15 protein-coding genes and 1 pseudogene are annotated in these 16331 nt (G+C 64.7%); 3 read left to right on the top strand and 13 right to left on the bottom strand.

Translation table 11 applies throughout. The features are described from left to right. The first annotated feature begins 30 nt into the window (after positions 1-30). Positions 31-1227: an O-succinylhomoserine sulfhydrylase gene (locus tag ACVIN2_RS22635; RefSeq protein ID WP_456767231.1), complete on the top strand. Its 1197-nt coding sequence runs from the start codon at positions 31-33 to the stop codon at positions 1225-1227. Positions 1228-1350: 123 nt separating this feature from the next. Here ACVIN2_RS22635 and ACVIN2_RS22630 read toward each other — a convergent pair whose 3' ends face one another. Genes ACVIN2_RS22630 through ACVIN2_RS22620 form a run of 3 tightly spaced genes read right to left on the bottom strand, consistent with a single transcriptional unit; the run spans position 1351 to position 4418 of the window. Then, positions 1351-2343, bottom strand: coding sequence for an SGNH/GDSL hydrolase family protein (locus tag ACVIN2_RS22630; RefSeq protein WP_456767230.1), 993 nt, complete (start codon positions 2341-2343; stop codon positions 1351-1353). A 12-nt stretch (positions 2344-2355) separates the two neighbouring features. Then, positions 2356-3153, bottom strand: coding sequence for an SGNH/GDSL hydrolase family protein (locus ACVIN2_RS22625; RefSeq protein WP_456767229.1), 798 nt, complete (start codon positions 3151-3153; stop codon positions 2356-2358). Beyond that, the gene (locus tag ACVIN2_RS22620; protein ID WP_456767228.1) at positions 3153-4418 is read right to left on the bottom strand and encodes an OpgC domain-containing protein; all 1266 of its coding nucleotides are present in this window, start codon (positions 4416-4418) and stop codon (positions 3153-3155) included. Before ACVIN2_RS22620 ends, ACVIN2_RS22625 begins: the two co-directional genes overlap by 1 nt. Positions 4419-4623: 205 nt before the next feature. Here ACVIN2_RS22620 and apaG point away from each other — a divergent pair, with 205 nt between their 5' ends. After that, positions 4624-5016, top strand: coding sequence for a Co2+/Mg2+ efflux protein ApaG (apaG, locus tag ACVIN2_RS22615; protein ID WP_027514422.1), 393 nt, complete (start codon positions 4624-4626; stop codon positions 5014-5016). Positions 5017-5073: 57 nt separating this feature from the next. Here the strand turns inward: apaG and ACVIN2_RS22610 are convergent, their stop codons facing one another. The 3 genes from ACVIN2_RS22610 to ACVIN2_RS22600 form a co-directional block, all read right to left on the bottom strand. Next, positions 5074-6081, bottom strand: coding sequence for an Hsp33 family molecular chaperone (locus ACVIN2_RS22610; RefSeq protein ID WP_027514423.1), 1008 nt, complete (start codon positions 6079-6081; stop codon positions 5074-5076). A 239-nt stretch (positions 6082-6320) separates the two neighbouring features. Beyond that, positions 6321-7268, bottom strand: a complete 948-nt coding sequence (argF, locus tag ACVIN2_RS22605; RefSeq protein WP_456767227.1) for an ornithine carbamoyltransferase — start codon at positions 7266-7268, stop codon at positions 6321-6323. After that, positions 7268-8470 (bottom strand): acetylornithine transaminase, encoded by a 1203-nt coding sequence (locus ACVIN2_RS22600; protein WP_456767226.1) that lies wholly within the window; start codon positions 8468-8470, stop codon positions 7268-7270. The genes argF and ACVIN2_RS22600 overlap by 1 nt, the downstream gene beginning before the upstream one ends. Positions 8471-8925: 455 nt before the next feature. Between ACVIN2_RS22600 and ACVIN2_RS22595 the strand changes: the two genes are divergently transcribed. After that, complete coding sequence (locus tag ACVIN2_RS22595) at positions 8926-9438, top strand: GcrA family cell cycle regulator (RefSeq protein WP_007597869.1); 513 nt, start codon at positions 8926-8928, stop codon at positions 9436-9438. 209 nt (positions 9439-9647) lie between these two features. Here ACVIN2_RS22595 and phoB read toward each other — a convergent pair whose 3' ends face one another. The 7 genes and pseudogenes from phoB to ACVIN2_RS22560 all read right to left on the bottom strand — a co-directional run bounded on the left by phoB (position 9648) and on the right by ACVIN2_RS22560 (position 16318). Beyond that, positions 9648-10355, bottom strand: a complete 708-nt coding sequence (phoB, locus tag ACVIN2_RS22590; RefSeq protein ID WP_007597871.1) for a phosphate regulon transcriptional regulator PhoB — start codon at positions 10353-10355, stop codon at positions 9648-9650. 22 nt (positions 10356-10377) lie between these two features. Then, positions 10378-11094, bottom strand: a complete 717-nt coding sequence (gene phoU, locus ACVIN2_RS22585; protein ID WP_018456067.1) for a phosphate signaling complex protein PhoU — start codon at positions 11092-11094, stop codon at positions 10378-10380. A 10-nt stretch (positions 11095-11104) separates the two neighbouring features. Beyond that, positions 11105-11926 carry a phosphate ABC transporter ATP-binding protein PstB gene (gene pstB, locus ACVIN2_RS22580; RefSeq protein WP_456767225.1) on the bottom strand — a complete coding sequence of 274 codons (822 nt, stop codon included), beginning with the start codon at positions 11924-11926 and terminating at the stop codon, positions 11105-11107. Then, complete coding sequence (gene pstA, locus ACVIN2_RS22575) at positions 11923-12768, bottom strand: phosphate ABC transporter permease PstA (protein ID WP_106941291.1); 846 nt, start codon at positions 12766-12768, stop codon at positions 11923-11925. Before pstA ends, pstB begins: the two co-directional genes overlap by 4 nt. A 4-nt stretch (positions 12769-12772) precedes the next feature. Continuing rightward, on the bottom strand, positions 12773-13762 hold the full coding sequence (gene pstC / locus ACVIN2_RS22570) for a phosphate ABC transporter permease subunit PstC (protein WP_027565897.1): 990 nt from the start codon (positions 13760-13762) through the stop codon (positions 12773-12775). A gap of 99 nt (positions 13763-13861) precedes the next feature. Continuing rightward, on the bottom strand, positions 13862-14875 hold the full coding sequence (gene pstS / locus ACVIN2_RS22565) for a phosphate ABC transporter substrate-binding protein PstS (protein ID WP_456767224.1): 1014 nt from the start codon (positions 14873-14875) through the stop codon (positions 13862-13864). A gap of 143 nt (positions 14876-15018) precedes the next feature. Continuing rightward, a pseudogene (locus ACVIN2_RS22560) lies at positions 15019-16318 on the bottom strand (ATP-binding protein). Between the last annotated feature and the right edge of the window lie 13 nt (positions 16319-16331).

Raw genomic sequence — 16331 nt, 5'->3', positions numbered from 1 at the left:
CCATTTTCGATGGTCACTTCAGGAGGTCCTATGTCGAAGTCCCCGGCGCCAACCGCCCACTACCGTCCCGAAACTCGCCTGGTTCATTCCGGAACCTTACGCTCGCAATATGGCGAGACCTCGGAGTCGCTGTTCCTGACCCAGGGCTACGTCTACAACAGCGCCGAGGAGTGCGAGGCGCGGTTCAAGGGCGAGGACCCCGGCTTCATCTATTCACGCTACTCCAATCCGACCATCGCGATGTTCGAGCGGCGCATGATCGAGCTCGAGGGCGCCGAAGCGGCACGTTCGGCGGCGACCGGCATGGCCGCAGTGACGACCGCGATCCTGGCGCCGCTGAAGACCGGCGATCACGTCGTGGCTTCGCGCGCGCTGTTCGGCTCGTGTCTCTACGTCGTGCAGGATTTGCTGCCGCGCTACGGCATCGAGACCACGCTGGTCGACGGCCTCGATCTCGACCAGTGGCAGCGCGCCATGAAGCCGAACACCAAGACGTTCTTCCTGGAGAGCCCGACCAACCCGACGCTCGACGTGCTCGACATTCCCGGCATCGCCGAGATCGCGCACAGCGGCGGGGCGCGGCTCGTCGTCGACAACGTGTTCGCCACTCCGATCTGGCAGAGCCCGCTCGCGCTCGGCGCCGACGTCGTGGTCTATTCCGCGACCAAGCATATCGACGGCCAGGGCCGCTGTCTCGGCGGCATCATCCTGTCCTCGGAAGCGTTCATCGCCGAGCACATCCACAATTTCATGCGCCAGACCGGCCCGTCGATCTCGCCGTTCAACGCCTGGGTCCTGCTCAAGGGGCTGGAGACGCTCGCCGTGCGCGTGCGCGCGCAGACCGAGACGGCGGCGCGCATTGCGGACGTGCTGGCGAGCCATCCGAAGATTTCGCGGCTGGTGTTTCCCGGCCGCGCCGATCATCCGCAGGCTGCATTGGTGAAGAAGCAGATGCGCGGCGGCTCGACGCTGGTCGGCCTCGAGGTCAAGGGCGGCAAGCAGGCGGCGTTCCGCGTGCTCAACGAGCTCAAGCTTGCCAAGATCTCGAACAATCTCGGCGACGCCAAGAGCCTCGTCACGCATCCGGCAACCACGACGCATCAGCGCCTCAAGCCGGAGGACCGCGCCGCGCTCGGCATCAGCGAGGGCTTCATCCGCTTCTCGGCGGGGCTGGAGCACGCGGACGATCTGATCGAGGATCTGACCGCGGCGCTGGAGAAGGCGTAGCCACGCATTCGACATCGTAGGGTGGGCAAAGCGAAGCGTGCCCACCATTCACGATGGCGGTGCCGATAGATGGTGGTCACGGCGCGCGAAGAGCGCGCCTTTGCCCACCCTACGCACCGATGCTCACATCGGCCGGTACGTCCGCACGTCCGCGGGCACGTTCACGCCGAGCTTGATCTGGCCGACGGAGCGGATGATGTCGTCGCCGAGGAGCTGGGCGAAGCAGGCATAGCCCCAATCGTTCATGTGCAGTCCGTCGGCGATCACGAAACTCTCGACCGGAAGCGATTGCTTCTCGTGCCAGTCGCGCATCACCTCGAAGCGCGGGAAGATGCCGACGTGACGGAGCTCGGCGACCTTGCCGAGCAGCTTCACCATCTTGCCGGCGCTCTCGGCGCGCTGGTTGACGGCGGGCGAATATTGCGGATCGACCAGCACGACGTCGGTGCCGCCGGCAGCCTGGATGCGGCTGATGCCGTCCTCGACCAGCTTGGCGGTATCGCCGGGATCGAGATTGCGCAGCACGGCATTGGTGCCGACCTGCCAGATCACCAGATCCGGATGCACGTCGATCACCTCTTTCTGGAGGCGCTTCATCATCTCGGGCGCGTCCTCGCCACCGACGCCGGCATTGACGACGGTGATGTCGGCGGTCGGATAGTGCCGGTGCAGCTGCGCGGCAAGGCGATTGGGATAGTTGAACTCCGGCGAGCTCGCGCCGAATCCCGCGGTCGACGACGAGCCGAACGCGACGATGACGACGGGCTGGCCGGCGACGAGCTTGCCCGCGACATGCGGGAGCGAGCCCATTGCCTTCGCGCCGCCCTTCGGCGACAGGCAAGGCACGCGGCTGAAGACGTCGCCGGCGGACTTCGCGACCTGCTTCACCTTGTCGATCGCGCGCGCAGTGATGCCGCGCTGCTCGGGGGACGTCGCTGCGACAGCGGTTTGGGACGGTGAAGCGGGAGCCGGATTAGCCGACTGCTGCGGGGCCGGCGTTGCCTGCGCGGCCTGCGTCTGCGCGTGCGACTGCGAGGCCGGACTCAGCAACAGCAGCAGCGCTGCTGCGGGCACAGCCAGCCATGCCGTCAGGCAAAAAGGGCGGAGAGAACTCATTAACGCTAGACCTCAATTTTGCTGCTGGGCCGGCTCCAGATGGGCAGCGTCGATCACAAACTGTGCCAACGCCCGGCCAAGGCAATCATGGACCTGTTTCGCCAACTCAGGCCCGCGCGACGGGCTGAACAGGTCGAACTGCCCCTGGTCATTCCACTGCCGCATGATCGCGAAACGATCGAACAGCGGAATATCGTGCTCCTGCGCCACCACCCGCATATTGTCGAGGTATGGCGGCACCGAGATCATGGTTTCGGTACGCGGACTGTACTGCAAATTCATCAAGACGACGTCAGCCCCTGCCTTTTGCAACGCAACAACCCCTTCGGTCACCGCACCGCGAAAATCATCGGGATCGATGGCTCGAATAGCATCGACAGTCCCGGTCTGCCAGATGACCAAAGTAGGCGCTTTTGCTTCCATGAGCTTAACGAAGCTGGCGGCCGCCTCCTCGGCCGTCTTCTTGCTCTGTATTTCTACGGAGACGTGCACAGTCTCGGACGGCGGCAGCTTGTCCTTCAGAATAGCCTGCATCCGCGCCGGATAAGAGGCGTCCTCGGAGGCCGGAATCGTGCTCGAGCGGCTGCCGATGACCAAGATTTCGAGCGGTTTGCCGGCCTTGATGGCATCGGCGACCTTGGGAAGCTGGCTTTCGCTGGTGAGCAGATAGGACGGCACTTCGCAGGCTGCGGGCGCGGCTGAAGCAGCAGGTGCCGCCGAAGCAGCAGGCGCAGCATCGTCCGCACGCGCCGGAGGCGCGGCGAGACCACCGCACAGCAGGATCAGGCTCAGGAAAACCTTCGCCTTCATCAGCCCCCTCCCGCCATATCGGCGCTGCCGACGGCGCTTTTGGTTTTCGAACCGCTCTTGTCAGCCACCCGCTTGTACCACGAAATCAGCCAGGCCATGGCCCACATGATCAGGATTCCGGAGAGACTAATTAGCGCATGCATGACCGGGCCGCCCGAGACTTCGGCCAGGATGAAATGGCCGGCAAAGGCGAGGAAGACGCCGAGACAGAATATCTCCAGGGAATGCGAGCCGCACAGGATCAGCGGCCGCAGCCAGGGCGATTTCAGGCCCGGCCAGTCCCGGGGCAGGACGCGCACGGTGAGCGCGGCCAGCGCCAGGAAATGCGTGAAGCGCAGCACGTCAAGGTCGGCCTTGTCGATCGGATACATCCACTGCTCGAGCCGCTTCGGCATGAAGTGGGAGAGCTGCGGCACATACCAGGTCAGCGTCACGTAGAATGCCGCGACCAGATAGGCGATCGCGATCCACATTGTCACCCGCGATGCCAGAATGTGCGACATGCGTCGCGCACCCCCGAGCGCGCACCATGCCCCGAACACGAACAGCAATTGCCAGGCAAAGGGATTGAAGGCCCAGAAGCCGTTCGGATAGGCCGACAGATAGAGGTCGTATTCCCAGGTCACCGCGTAGAGCCCGACCGAGAGGCCGAGCGTCACGTCGGGGCGCCATTTCATCAGCCACAGGATCAAGGGCAGCGCCAGCATCAGCACGATGTAGAGCGGCAGCACGTCCATGTTGACGGGGCGGAAGCGCAGCAACAGCGCCTGCACGATCGTGACGTCGGGCTGCTTGAGGAAATCCATGATACCCATCTCTTCGGTGTAGAGCGGGTTCTCGAACCTGGTCGCGACGTAGGAGATCTCGGCAAGGAAGATCGTGAACAGGAAGACGTGGGCGACATAGATCTGCCAGACGCGCCGCAGGATGCGCGCGGTGGCGACGACGATGCCGGACTCCAGCATCGCCCGACCGTAGACGAAGGCGGCGGTATAGCCGGAGATGAAGATGAAGATCTCGGTGGCGTCGCTGAAGCCGTAATTGCGGATCGTGAACCAGGTCAGAAGGCTCGGCGGCAAATGGTCGATGAAGATCAGCCACAGCGCGAGGCCGCGGAACAGGTCGAGCCGGAGCTCTCGCTCGCCGATGGCGGGCAGCGAAATGGCCGGCGCGGCCGCGCGCCGCTTCGTCCCCGCGGATTTGACCTCCACAGGCTTGGCGGTTCCCGCGATCGTCGATCCCGTCACTTGGTCGGCAATGGTCATCGGGGGCCTAAAAACCCTTCCGCAAATCGCGACGTGGCAAGGAGTGTACCGGTCCGGCCGTCATCTCGCAAAGCCACCGGATCACATGCAAGTACGTTTGGACCTACACTTGGACGTGTACTTCCCTGCGAATTCAGGCGGGACGATGTCGCCAAGGCCGCCTCCGGCGTTTGGTTCCCGGGCGGTTTTCGGTATGATGGCAATCATGTACCGCGCCGTGACCCGCCAGATCGAAGTGACCGTCGAGCCGAACTTTGTTCCGGAGCAGTCGTCGGCCGACCGCTCCCGTTATTTCTGGGCCTACACCATCGTCATCACCAATTCCGGCGACGAGACCGTGCAGCTCAAGACGCGGCACTGGATCATCACCGACGCCACCGGCCGGCAGCAGGAGGTGAAGGGCGAGGGCGTGGTCGGCGAGCAGCCGACGCTCGCCCCCGGCGAACGCTTCGAATACACCTCCGGCGTACCGCTCACGACCGCCTCGGGCTTCATGACCGGCCGCTATCAGATGGTCAGCGCAACCGGCGAACGCTTCGAGATCGACGTGCCCACGTTCTCGCTGGACAGCCCGGACAACAAGCGGGTGTTGAATTAGGGTCTGAGATGGTGGGCACGCTTCGCTTTACCCGCCCTCCGGCACTACAGCACCGCGCTACGCGTCTTCCACGCCCGCCTCATCCGGTGTGAACTCGTACACCGAGCTGCAGAACTCGCAGGTCACGACGACCTTGTCGTCCTTGACCATCGCGGCACGGTCGTCGGACGAAAAGCTCTTCAGCATCGATGCCACCGCATCGCGCGAGCAGGAGCACTGCGCCTTCAAGGGCAGCGGATTGAACACGCGCACGCCGCGTTCGTGGAATAGGCGGTAGAGCAGCCGCTCGCCGGACAGCTCCGGATCGATCAGCTCGACGTCTTCGACGGTCTCGATCAGCGAGCGCGCCTCGACCCAGGCATCGTCTTCAGCGACGGCATGCACCTCAACGCCTTCGGGCGCATCGCCGGGATGCAGATCGGCCTGCCGCGCGCGCTCGGGCGCCTTCGGCAGGAATTGCATCAGCATGCCGCCGGCACGCCAGCGATGCTTGCCTCCGTCATTCGAACGCCATTCCTCGCCGACGGCAAGACGCACACGGGTCGGGATCTGCTCGGAGCGCAGGAAATATTCGTGAGCGGCGTCTTCGAGGCTGCCGCCGTCGAGCGCGACCAGGCCCTGGTAGCGGCTCATGTCGGGACCCTGGTCGATGGTCATGGCGAGATGGCCGTGGCCCAGCAGCGCGCCGGAATCTTTTGCATCGCCGAGGCGTGCAGCGTCGTAGCGCGCATAGGCGCGCAGGCGATCCGGCGCCTGATAGTCCACGACCAGGAACGACACCGGACCGTCGGTCTGGGCCTGGAGGATGAAGCGGCCCTCGAACTTCAGCGCCGAGCCGAGCAGCGTGGTCAGCACGATGGCCTCGCCGAGCAGCTTGCCGACCGGCGCCGGATAATCGTGCTTGGTCAGGATCTCGTCGAGCGCCGGACCAAGCCGCACCAGCCGACCGCGCACGTCGAGCGCGTCGACCTCGTAGGGCAGCACGGCGTCATCGATGGGAACCGCGGATGGCGCGCGAACCGGGCCCTCGGGTCCGGTTTTCATGTCAGGGGATTGGGAAACCATGGCGCTTTATCTGGGGTCGGAAGGCGGAATTGGAAGGGGTTCGGAGCAGCCCATCTGGACACTGGTTTGATCACGATACAGCAAATTCAGTGTCGTCCTGGCGAAAGCCAGGACCCATTACCCCAGGGAGAAGTCGCGGCATGGGATGGCAATTGCCGATCTTCGCCAAACCACTGCCGGTGGTAATGGGTCCTGGCTTTCGCCAGGACGACGATCCAAAACTACTTCACCGGCCCGCGTTACTTCACCGCGTCGAAGCACCAGGCCAGAATGCCCTTCTGCGCGTGCAGGCGGTTTTCGGCCTCGTCGAACACGACGGATTGCGGACCGTCGATCACCTCGTCGGTGACCTCCTCGCCGCGATGGGCGGGCAGGCAGTGCATGAACAGCGCATCGGGCTTGGCCAGCGACATCAGCTGGGCATTGACCTGATAGGGCTTCAGCACGTTATGGCGGTGCTCGCCTTCCTTGTCGCCCATCGACACCCAGGTGTCGGTCACGACACAATCGGCCCCACGCACGGCGGCTTCGGCGTCGGTGCCGAGCATGATCGGCGCGCCGGTCGCCTTGATGAAGTCGCGCATCGCCTTTTTCGGCGCGAGCTCCGGAGGCGTCGCGACATTGAGCTGGAACTTGAAGCGCTCGGCGGCGTGCGCCCAGGACGCCAGCACGTTGTTGTCGTCACCGGTCCAGGCCACGGTCTTGCCCTCGATCGGGCCGCGATGTTCCTCATAAGTCATGAGGTCGGCCATCACCTGGCAGGGATGCGAGCGCCGCGTCAGGCCGTTGATGACGGGCACGGTGGCGTTCGCCGCGAGCTCCAGCAGGGCATCGTGATTGAGGATGCGGATCATGATGGCGTCGACATAGCGCGACAGCACGCGCGCGGTGTCGGCGATGGTCTCGCCGCGGCCGAGCTGCATCTCGGCGCCGGTGAGCATGATGGGCTCGCCGCCGAGCTGGCGCATGGCGACATCGAACGACACCCGCGTCCGCGTCGAGGGGCGCTCGAAGATCATCGCCAGCGTCTTGCCTTCGAGCGGCCTGACCGGCTGATGCGCCTTCTGCTTCGCCTTCATCGCGGTGGACGCGGCCAGCATGCGCTTGAGCTCCGACAGCGGCAGCTCGTTGATGTCGAGGAAGTGCTTCGGTGTTTTCTTCGGTGCTTTATCGGGCGACTTGCTCATCAGCTTGCCGCCCGCTTGTTGCCGGACAAGGCCGTGCAGGCGCGCTCGAGCCGCCCGACGCTGTCCTCGATCTCGGCTTCGGTGACGATCAAAGGCGGCAGGAAACGCACGACATTGTCGCCGGCGCCGACCGTGAGCAGCTTCTCTGCGCGCAAGGCGGCAACGAGATCGCCCGAAGGCACCACGGCCTTGATGCCGATCAGGAGGCCCTCGCCGCGCACTTCGCTGACGACATCGCTATGACGGTCGATCACGGAGGCGAGCTTCTGCTTCAGCAGCAGCGACATCCTCTGCACGTGGTCGAAGAAGCCGGGCTTGAGCATGACGTCGAGCACGGCGTTCGCCGCCGAGATCGCGAGCGGATTGCCGCCGAAGGTCGAACCGTGCGAGCCCGGCGTCATGCCGGACGCCGCTTCCGCGGTCGCAAGGCAGGCGCCGATCGGGAAGCCGCCGCCGAGCGCCTTGGCCAGCGACATCACGTCGGGTTCGACGCCAAGGCGGCGGTATGCGAACAGATCGCCGGTGCGGCCCATGCCGGTCTGCACCTCGTCGAAGGCGAGCAACAGACCCTTCTCGTCGCAGAGCTGGCGCAACGCCCTGAGGAAGGCGGGCGTTGCCGAACGCACACCGCCCTCGCCCTGGATCGGCTCGATCAGGATGCCGGCGGTCTGCGGACCGATCGCCTTTTTCACCGCATCGAGATCGCCATGCGCAACCTGGTCGAAGCCCTCCATCGGGGGGCCGAAACCTTCGAGATATTTTGCCGAACCCGTCGCGGCCAGCGTCGCCAGGGTGCGGCCATGGAAGGCGCCTTCGAAGGTGATCATGCGATAGCGGTCGGGATGGCCCTTCGCGGCGTGATAACGGCGCACGACCTTGATCACGCATTCCAGCGCTTCGGCGCCGGAATTGCAGAAGAACACGAAGTCCGCGAAACTTTCATTGCACAGGCGCGCGGCGAGCTTTTCGCCGTCCGGGCTCTGGAACAGGTTCGACATGTGCCAGAGCTTCGTGGCCTGCTCCTGCAACGCCGCGACCAGCGCCGGATGGGCATGGCCGAGCGCATTCACCGCCACCCCGGAGGTGAAATCGAGATAGCGCTCGCCATTGGTCGCGATCAGCCAGCAGCCTTCGCCACGCTCGAAACCGAGGTCGGACCTGGCGAAAACGGGGAGCAAATGCGGCGCTGCGCTGTTAGTCATGACGGTCACTTGAATGTTGCGGACGGTGTGAGCGTGCATTGCGCAACGCACCATCGACCGGCCCGGAAAACGAAACGTGCCGCCTCTTGAGGGCGGCACGTGCGACTATCTTAGGCCTGGTGAAACGGGTGTCAATGCCGCCCGGAAAGCCTCGCGAAACGCTGAATCCGTAGTCTTGCGGTGCCGATTTTGCGGGATTTAGCCACGGAACATGTGGAAGCGAGTCGGCGGACTCTTGCGCGGGAGTCACGCCATATTGTAGCGTTTGGATTGTCAGATACGACATCTCGTGCAGTGGTTCTGATCTTTAAGTCCTTATGTACCGGCGTAAACGTTCGGGCGTTCAAGACGCGCCCGGCGAGCCTTAAGGGATTCTGACGGCACGGGTTTTTGAAGGCTTAGGCATTCGCTGCGAGGCCCCAGGATGGCTGGCGCGCAGCGAGGGAAAGGGTGCAATGACGGTTTTGACCTGGTCCGATGATCGCGTCGAGCAGCTGAAAAAGCTCTGGGAGGCCGGACTTTCGGCCAGCCAGATCGCGGCGGAGCTCGGCAATGTGACCCGCAATGCCGTGATCGGCAAAGTGCACAGGCTCGGCCTTTCGGGCCGCGCCAAGAGCCCGTCATCGGCAGCGCCGCGGCCGCGCAAGGCGCGTCCCGCGCAGCACATGATGCGGGTGAGCCGCCCGATCTCGCGCGGCAACACCGCGCTGGCGCAGGCCTTCGAGGTCGAGGCTGAGCCGGATCCGGTCACCTACGACAACGTGGTGCCGATGAGCCAGCGGCTGTCGCTGCTGGAATTGAACGAGGCGACCTGCCACTGGCCGGTCGGCGATCCCTCGAGCCCGGACTTCTTCTTCTGCGGTGGACGGGCGCTGTCCGGCCTGCCCTATTGCGCCCAGCACTCGCGGGTTGCGTACCAGCCGGCGTCGGATCGGCGCCGCGCACCGGTGAAGCCGGGTCCGCGGTAAGCTAGCGCACGATCAGTCATCACGCGCGGCGCCTCAATAAATGCAGTGTCGTCCCGGCGAAGGCCGGGACCCATACTCCGAGCACTTAGTTGTTGTGCGAAAGGGTAACTCCGAGTCTTCGCCAAACCGCGCCCTGTGGTTATGGGTCCCGGCCTTCGCCGGGACGACATCGGACATGTCACGGCAGTTAGTAACCTAACCGCAGAAACCTACACCTGCTCCGCCTTGGCAAACCGATCATCCAGCGCGTAACCGGCGCCGCGGACGGTGCGGATCGGATCCTGCTCGCGCCCGAGATTGAGCAGCTTGCGCAGGCGGCCGATATGCACGTCGACAGTGCGCTCGTCGATATAGATGTCGCGGCCCCAGACGCTGTCGAGCAGCTGCTCGCGCGAGAACACCCGCCCCGGGTGCTCCAGGAAGAACTCCAGCAGGCGATATTCGGTCGGACCGAGATCGATCGGCCGGCCCGAGCGTGCCACGCGGCGCTTGTCGCGGTCGAGCTCGATGTCGCCGAAAGCAAGGACGGTGGCGAGCCGCTCGGGGCTTGCGCGCCGCAGCAGGCCTTTCACGCGCGCCAGCAGCTCCGGCACCGAGAACGGCTTGACGATGTAATCGTCGGCGCCGGTCGCAAGACCCCGCACCCGCTCGCTCTCCTCGCCGCGCGCGGTGAGCATGATGATCGGGAGCTGCTTGGTCTCGGGACGGGTGCGAAGCCGCCGGCACAATTCAATGCCTGACAGGCCCGGCAGCATCCAGTCGAGCACGATCAGGTCGGGGATGTGCTCCTTGAGGCGGGTGTCGGCGTCGTCGCCGCGCATCACCGTCTCGACGTCATAGCCGTCGCCTTCGAGGTTGTAGCGGAGAAGCTCGGTCAGGGCTTCCTCGTCCTCAACCACCATAATGCGTGCGCCCATCGGGTCGTCGCTCCTTAAGTCTTCAGGTGTTCGGTACCGTGTTGGCAAAGGTCGTCATGTCGCCCTTCGGCCGCTTGTCGGTGATCGCCTGGCCCTCGATCATGTAGAACACGGTCTCGGCGATGTTGGTGGCGTGATCGCCGATCCGCTCGATGTTCTTGGCGCAGAACATCAGATGGATGCAGAACGAGATGTTGCGCGGATCCTCCATCATGTAGGTGAGGAGCTCGCGGAACAGCGAGGTGCAGATGGCGTCGACCTCCTCGTCGCCCTTCCACACCGCCATCGCCGCCGGCAAATCATGCGCGGCATAAGCGTCCAGCACCGACTTGACCTGCTGCTGCACGAGGTCGGTCATGTGCTCGAGGCCGCGGAACAGCTTGAGCGGATGGAAGTCCGTCTCCAGCGCCGCGACGCGCTTGCCCATGTTCTTGGCGAGGTCGCCGATGCGCTCGAGATCGGTCGCGACGCGCATGGCGCCGACGATCTCGCGCAGATCGACCGCCATCGGCTGGCGACGTGCGATGGTGAGCACCGCGCGCTCCTCGATGCGCTTCTGCAGCGCGTCGAGCTCGGTGTCGATGGCGACGACGCGCTGGCCGAGCGGGACGTCGCGGCGGATCAATGCGTCGACGGACTCGACGATCATGCGCTCGGCGATGCCGCCCATCTCGGCAACCAGGCGCGTGAGTTCCTGGAGGTCGGTGTCGAAGGCCTTTGCGGTATGTTCAGAACCCATGTCGCGTCTCCTAGCCGAACCGGCCGGTGATGTAATCCTGCGTGCGCCGGTCGGTCGGCGACGTGAAGATCTTGCTGGTGTCGTCGAACTCGATCAGCTCGCCGAGATACATGAAGGCGGTCTTGTCGGAGACGCGCGCCGCCTGCTGCATGTTGTGGGTGACGATCGCGATCGTGTAATCCTCGGACAGCTCCTGGATCAGCTCCTCGACCTTGGCGGTCGAGATCGGGTCGAGCGCCGAACAGGGTTCGTCGAACAGGATCACCTCGGGCCGCACCGCGACGGTGCGGGCGATGCAGAGGCGTTGCTGCTGGCCGCCGGAGAGCGACAGGCCGGAGGCGTTGAGCTTGTCCTTGACCTCGTTCCACAGCGCGCCGCCGCGCAGCGCCTTCTCGACGCGGCCGTCCATCTCGGACTTCGAGATCTTCTCATAGAGACGGATGCCGAACGCGATGTTCTCGTAGATCGTCATCGGGAACGGCGTCGGCTTCTGGAACACCATGCCGACGCGGGCGCGCAGCAAATTGAGGTCCAGCTTGCCGTCGAGGATGTTGGTCTGATCGAGCATGAGCTGACCGGTGGCGCGCTGGCCGGGATAGAGGTCGTACATCCGGTTGAAGATGCGCAGCAGGGTCGACTTGCCGCAGCCCGACGGGCCGATGAACGCGGTGACACGGTTGGCGCCGAGCGTCAGGTTGATGTTCTTCAGCGCGTGGTGCTCGCCGTAATAGAAATTCAGGTTGCGTACGGTCACCTTGGGCGGCGCCTCCGGCAGCACCGGCGCGTGCGGCAGGCCACCGGACGCGCTCATCGATACGGAAAGATCACTCATTTTGCGGTCCTCTCGGCGCCAAGGATGCGCGCGCCAATATTCAGGGCAAGAACGGTCAGGGTGATGAGCAGCGCTCCGCTCCAGGCCAACTGCTTCCAGTAGGCATAGGGGCTCTGCACGAAGTTGTTGATGGTGACAGGCAGGTTCGCCATCGTCTTGTTCAGGCCGAGGCTGAAGAACTGGTTCGACAGCGCGGTGAACAGCAGCGGCGCGGTTTCACCGGCGACGCGAGCGGTCGCGAGCAGCACGCCGGTGATGAGACCCGATCGGGCAGCCCGATAAGCGATCCGCTTGATCACCAGCGAGCGCGGCAGGCCGAGCGCCGAGGCCGCCTCGCGCAACGCGTTCGGCACCAGCAGCAGCATGTCCTCGGTCGTGCGCAGCACCACCGGGATCACGATGACCGCGAGCGCGAGCGAGCCTGCGATCGCCGAGAAGCCGCGCATCGGCACCACCACCGCGCCGTAGATGAACAGGCCGATGATGATCGAGGGCGCCGAGAGCAGGATGTCGTTGATGAAGCGGATCACCGAGGTCAACCGGTCATTGCGGCCGTATTCGGCGAGATAGGTGCCGGCGAACATGCCGAGCGGCGCGCCGATGCCGACGCCGATCACGGTCATGATCAGCGAGCCGACGATGGCGTTGAGCAGGCCGCCCTCGTTCGATCCCGGTGGCGGCGTGTTCTCGGTGAACAGCTGGACATTGAGTCCCGCTACGCCATTGTAGAGCAGCGTAATCAGGATCAGCGCGAGCCAGGTGACGCCGAAGGCGGTTGCGGCGATGCAGAGCCCGCGGACGACGATGTCCTTGCGGCGGCGGCGTGAGTAGATCGGATTCATGGCGCTAGTTCCCCGCCTTCTTTTCCAGCCGCATCAGCATCAGCCGCGCCGCCGCGAGCACGAAGAAGGTCAGCACGAACAGCAGGAGGCCGAGCAGGATCAGGCCGGACTGGTGCAGGCCGTCGCTCTCGGCGAACTCAGATGCGATCGCCGCCGAGATCGTGGTACCCGGCGCGAAGATCGACGACGAGATCCGGAACGAGTTGCCGATGATGAACGTCACCGCCATGGTCTCGCCGAGCGCGCGGCCCAGCGCCAGCATGACGCCGCCGATGACGCCGACGCGGGTGTAGGGGATCACCACGCTGCGGACGACTTCCCAGGTGGTGCAGCCGACGCCGTAGGCGGCTTCCTTCAGCACCGGAGGCACCGTCTTGAACACGTCGACCGAGATCGAGGTGATGAAGGGCAGCACCATGATGGCGAGGATCAGCGCGGCATTGAACAGGCTGAGATAGGACGGCGGACCTGCGAAGATCGCGCCCAGCACGGGCACACCGTCGAAGATCTTGATCATGAAGGGCTGGAACGTGTTGGCGAGGAACGGACCCAACACGAAGAAGCCCCACATGCCGTAGATGATCGAGGGAATGCCGGCGAGCAGCTCGATCGCCATGCCGATCGGACGGCGCAGCCATTGCGGGCAGAGCTCGGTGAGGAAGATCGCAATGCCGAGACCCACGGGAATGGCGATCAGCATCGCGATGAAGGAGGTGACGAGCGTGCCGTACATCGGCCCGAGCGCGCCGAGCACCGGCGGATCGGCGGACGGCGCCCAGCGCTGCGTCCACAGGAACGAGATCCCGAATTCCTTCATCGCCGGGAAGGCGCCGACGATCAGCGAAATGATGATGCCGCCGAGGATCAGAAGCACCGAGATCGCGGAAAGCCGCGTGATCCAGTAGAAGGTGACGTCCCCGAGCTTGAACGCGCTCAAAGCCTTGGCGCGATCATACGGTCCGGCGTCGTCGATTACATCGCTCTGAACGGCCATCTCTGCCACGCCGATCCCCTGTACCAAATAGTATACGTTTTTTGTTGGTCCCGCGCCCCGGATGCGGCGCAACGCATCCGGGGCACGAGCGTCGCGAGCCTAGCTCTTGATTTCGGCAGCCCAGGTCTTCTCGATCAGCTGAACGACCGGGTCCGGCATCGGGATGTAGTCGAGCTCTTCAGCCGCCTTGCCGCCGCTCTTGAAGGCCCAGCGGAAGAACTTGATGGCTTCCTGCGAGGCCGCCTTGTCGGTGGCGTCCTTGTGCATGAGGATGAAGGTCGCCGCCGTGATCGGCCAGGACTTCTCGCCGGGCTGGTCGGTCAGGATGACGTAGTAGCCGGGAGCCTTGGCCCAGTCGGCGTTGGCGGCGGCCGCCTGGAAGGCTTCGACGGTGGGCTGCACCGGCTTGCCGGCCTTGTTGACGAGACCGGTGTAGGTCAGCTTGTTCTGCTTGGCATAGGCGTACTCGACATAGCCGATCGAGTTCTTGGTCTGGCTGATATTGCCGGACACGCCTTCGTTGCCCTTGGCGCCGACACCGACCGGCCACTCGACGGCGGTACCTTCACCGACCTTGCTCTTCCAGTCCGCGCTGGCCTTGGCGAGGTAGTTGGTGAAGTTGAAGGTGGTGCCCGAACCGTCCGAACGGCGGACCACGGTGATGGCCTCCGAGGGCAGCTTCACGTTCGGGTTCAGCTTCTTGATCGCGGCGTCGTCCCATTTGGTGATCTTGCCGAGATAGATGCTGGCCAGCGTCTCGCCGTCGAACACCATCTCACCGGGCTTCACGCCCTCGATGTTGACGACGGGAACGATGGCGCCCATCACCATCGGCCACTGGACGAGGCCGTCCTTCTCGAGCTGCTCGGCCTTGAGCGGCGCGTCGCTGGCGCCGAAGGTCACGGTCTTGGCCTGGATCTGCTTGATGCCGCCGCCGGAGCCGATCGACTGGTAGTTCAGACCGTTGCCGGTCTCCTTCTTGTAGGCGTCAGCCCATTTGGAATAGATCGGGAACGGGAACGTGGCACCGGCACCCGTGATGTCGGCAGCAAAGGCCGCCGTCGTCGATGCGGCGACGATGCCAGCAGCGACGAGTGTTTTGAGGAAATTCATGCTGGTCTCCATACAGGGGAGCGAAGCGCCATCAGCGCCCGATCGCGCTCCCCGTGCCGCTCCTTTAGGAGTGGACAGCTGAGCTTTTACGAAGGTTTGGTGACAGTCGGATGACAGTCTTAAGCATTTGAAAATGCTGGTGTTTAGCTCAAAGCCGCAGGCTTGCCCTGGGGAAAACAAGCGGTGAAAGTGGCGCCCTGTTTGGGCACGCTTTCGATCAGAAGCCGGCCGCGGTGCCGGTTAACAATATGTTTCACCAGCGATAATCCGAGGCCGGTGCCGCCCTGCGAGCGGCTGTCGCCGACATCGACCCGGTAGAAGCGCTCGGTCAGCCGCGGCAAATGCTCCGGCGCGATGCCGGGGCCGAAATCCCGGACCAGGACCCGGATTTCCTGAGTTCCATCAGGGGCGGAACTGGACGTCAGCGACACGATGACGCGACCGCCCGAGGCGCCGTATTTGAGCGCGTTCTCGATCAAATTCTCGAACAGGCGGAGCAGCTCCTCACGGTCGCCCGCGATCAGCACCGGGGTCTCGGGCAGCTGGGTCTCGACCTCGACCTGGCGTTCCCGGGCCAGCGGCTCGAGCCCGTCGGCGACCTGCAAGATGATCGGCAGCAGGTCGACCAGGGTGTCGGGCCGCACATGGGCCGACAGCTCCACCCGCGACAGCGAGAGCAGATCGTCGATCAGGCGGGGCCATCCGGGTGGCCTGGTTGTGCATGATGCCGAGGAAGCGCTCGCGCGCCTTGGGATCGTCCTTGGCCTGGCCCTGGAGCGTGTCGATGAAGCCGGACAGCGCGGCCAGCGGCGTGCGCAGCTCGTGACTGGCATTGGCGACGAAATCGGCCCGCATCTCCTCGACCCGGCGCAGCGGCGTCTGGTCGTGGAAGGTCATCAGCATACATTTGTCGGCGCCGCCGAAGGTGGTCGGCACCGGCACCGGCGTGATGGTCAGCTCCATCCAGCGATCGACCGGGACATGGTCGAGATAGGTCGCGCGCCGCGGCTCGGTGGTCGCGATCGACTCGCGCAACGCCGTGATGATCTCGGGCGAGCGCAGCGCGAACTGGGCGAGCTCATTCCGGCGCAGCGCCGGCGCGAGCTGGGCGGCCGCGGCGTTGAGATGGATGACGCGGCCGGCGCGGTCGAGCAGCACCGCGGGATCTGGCATGCCGGCGACAACAGCGGCGACCGCCGCGCTCTCGACCGGGTTGACGCGGCGGGTCTCTTCGCGCGAGGCGGCGGTATCGTGCAGGCGCCACGGGATCAGCGCTGCGGCCGCGATGCAGAGCAACACCGCGATCGCATGCAGTGCCGACAATTCGCCCAGCGAGACCACCACCGACAGTGCCAGCGCCGCGGCGATCAGGATGACGGTCGAGTGCCGCAGCCGGTCGGACCACGGCTGGGAGGAGGGAGAAGATGGGGCGTCGATCGCCATCGGGGCGGGCTTC

The organism is Bradyrhizobium sp. USDA 3650, from assembly GCF_054057395.1.
The sequence above is the reverse complement of the archived record's forward strand: the minus strand, read 5'-3'. Positions and strand labels throughout refer to the sequence as shown.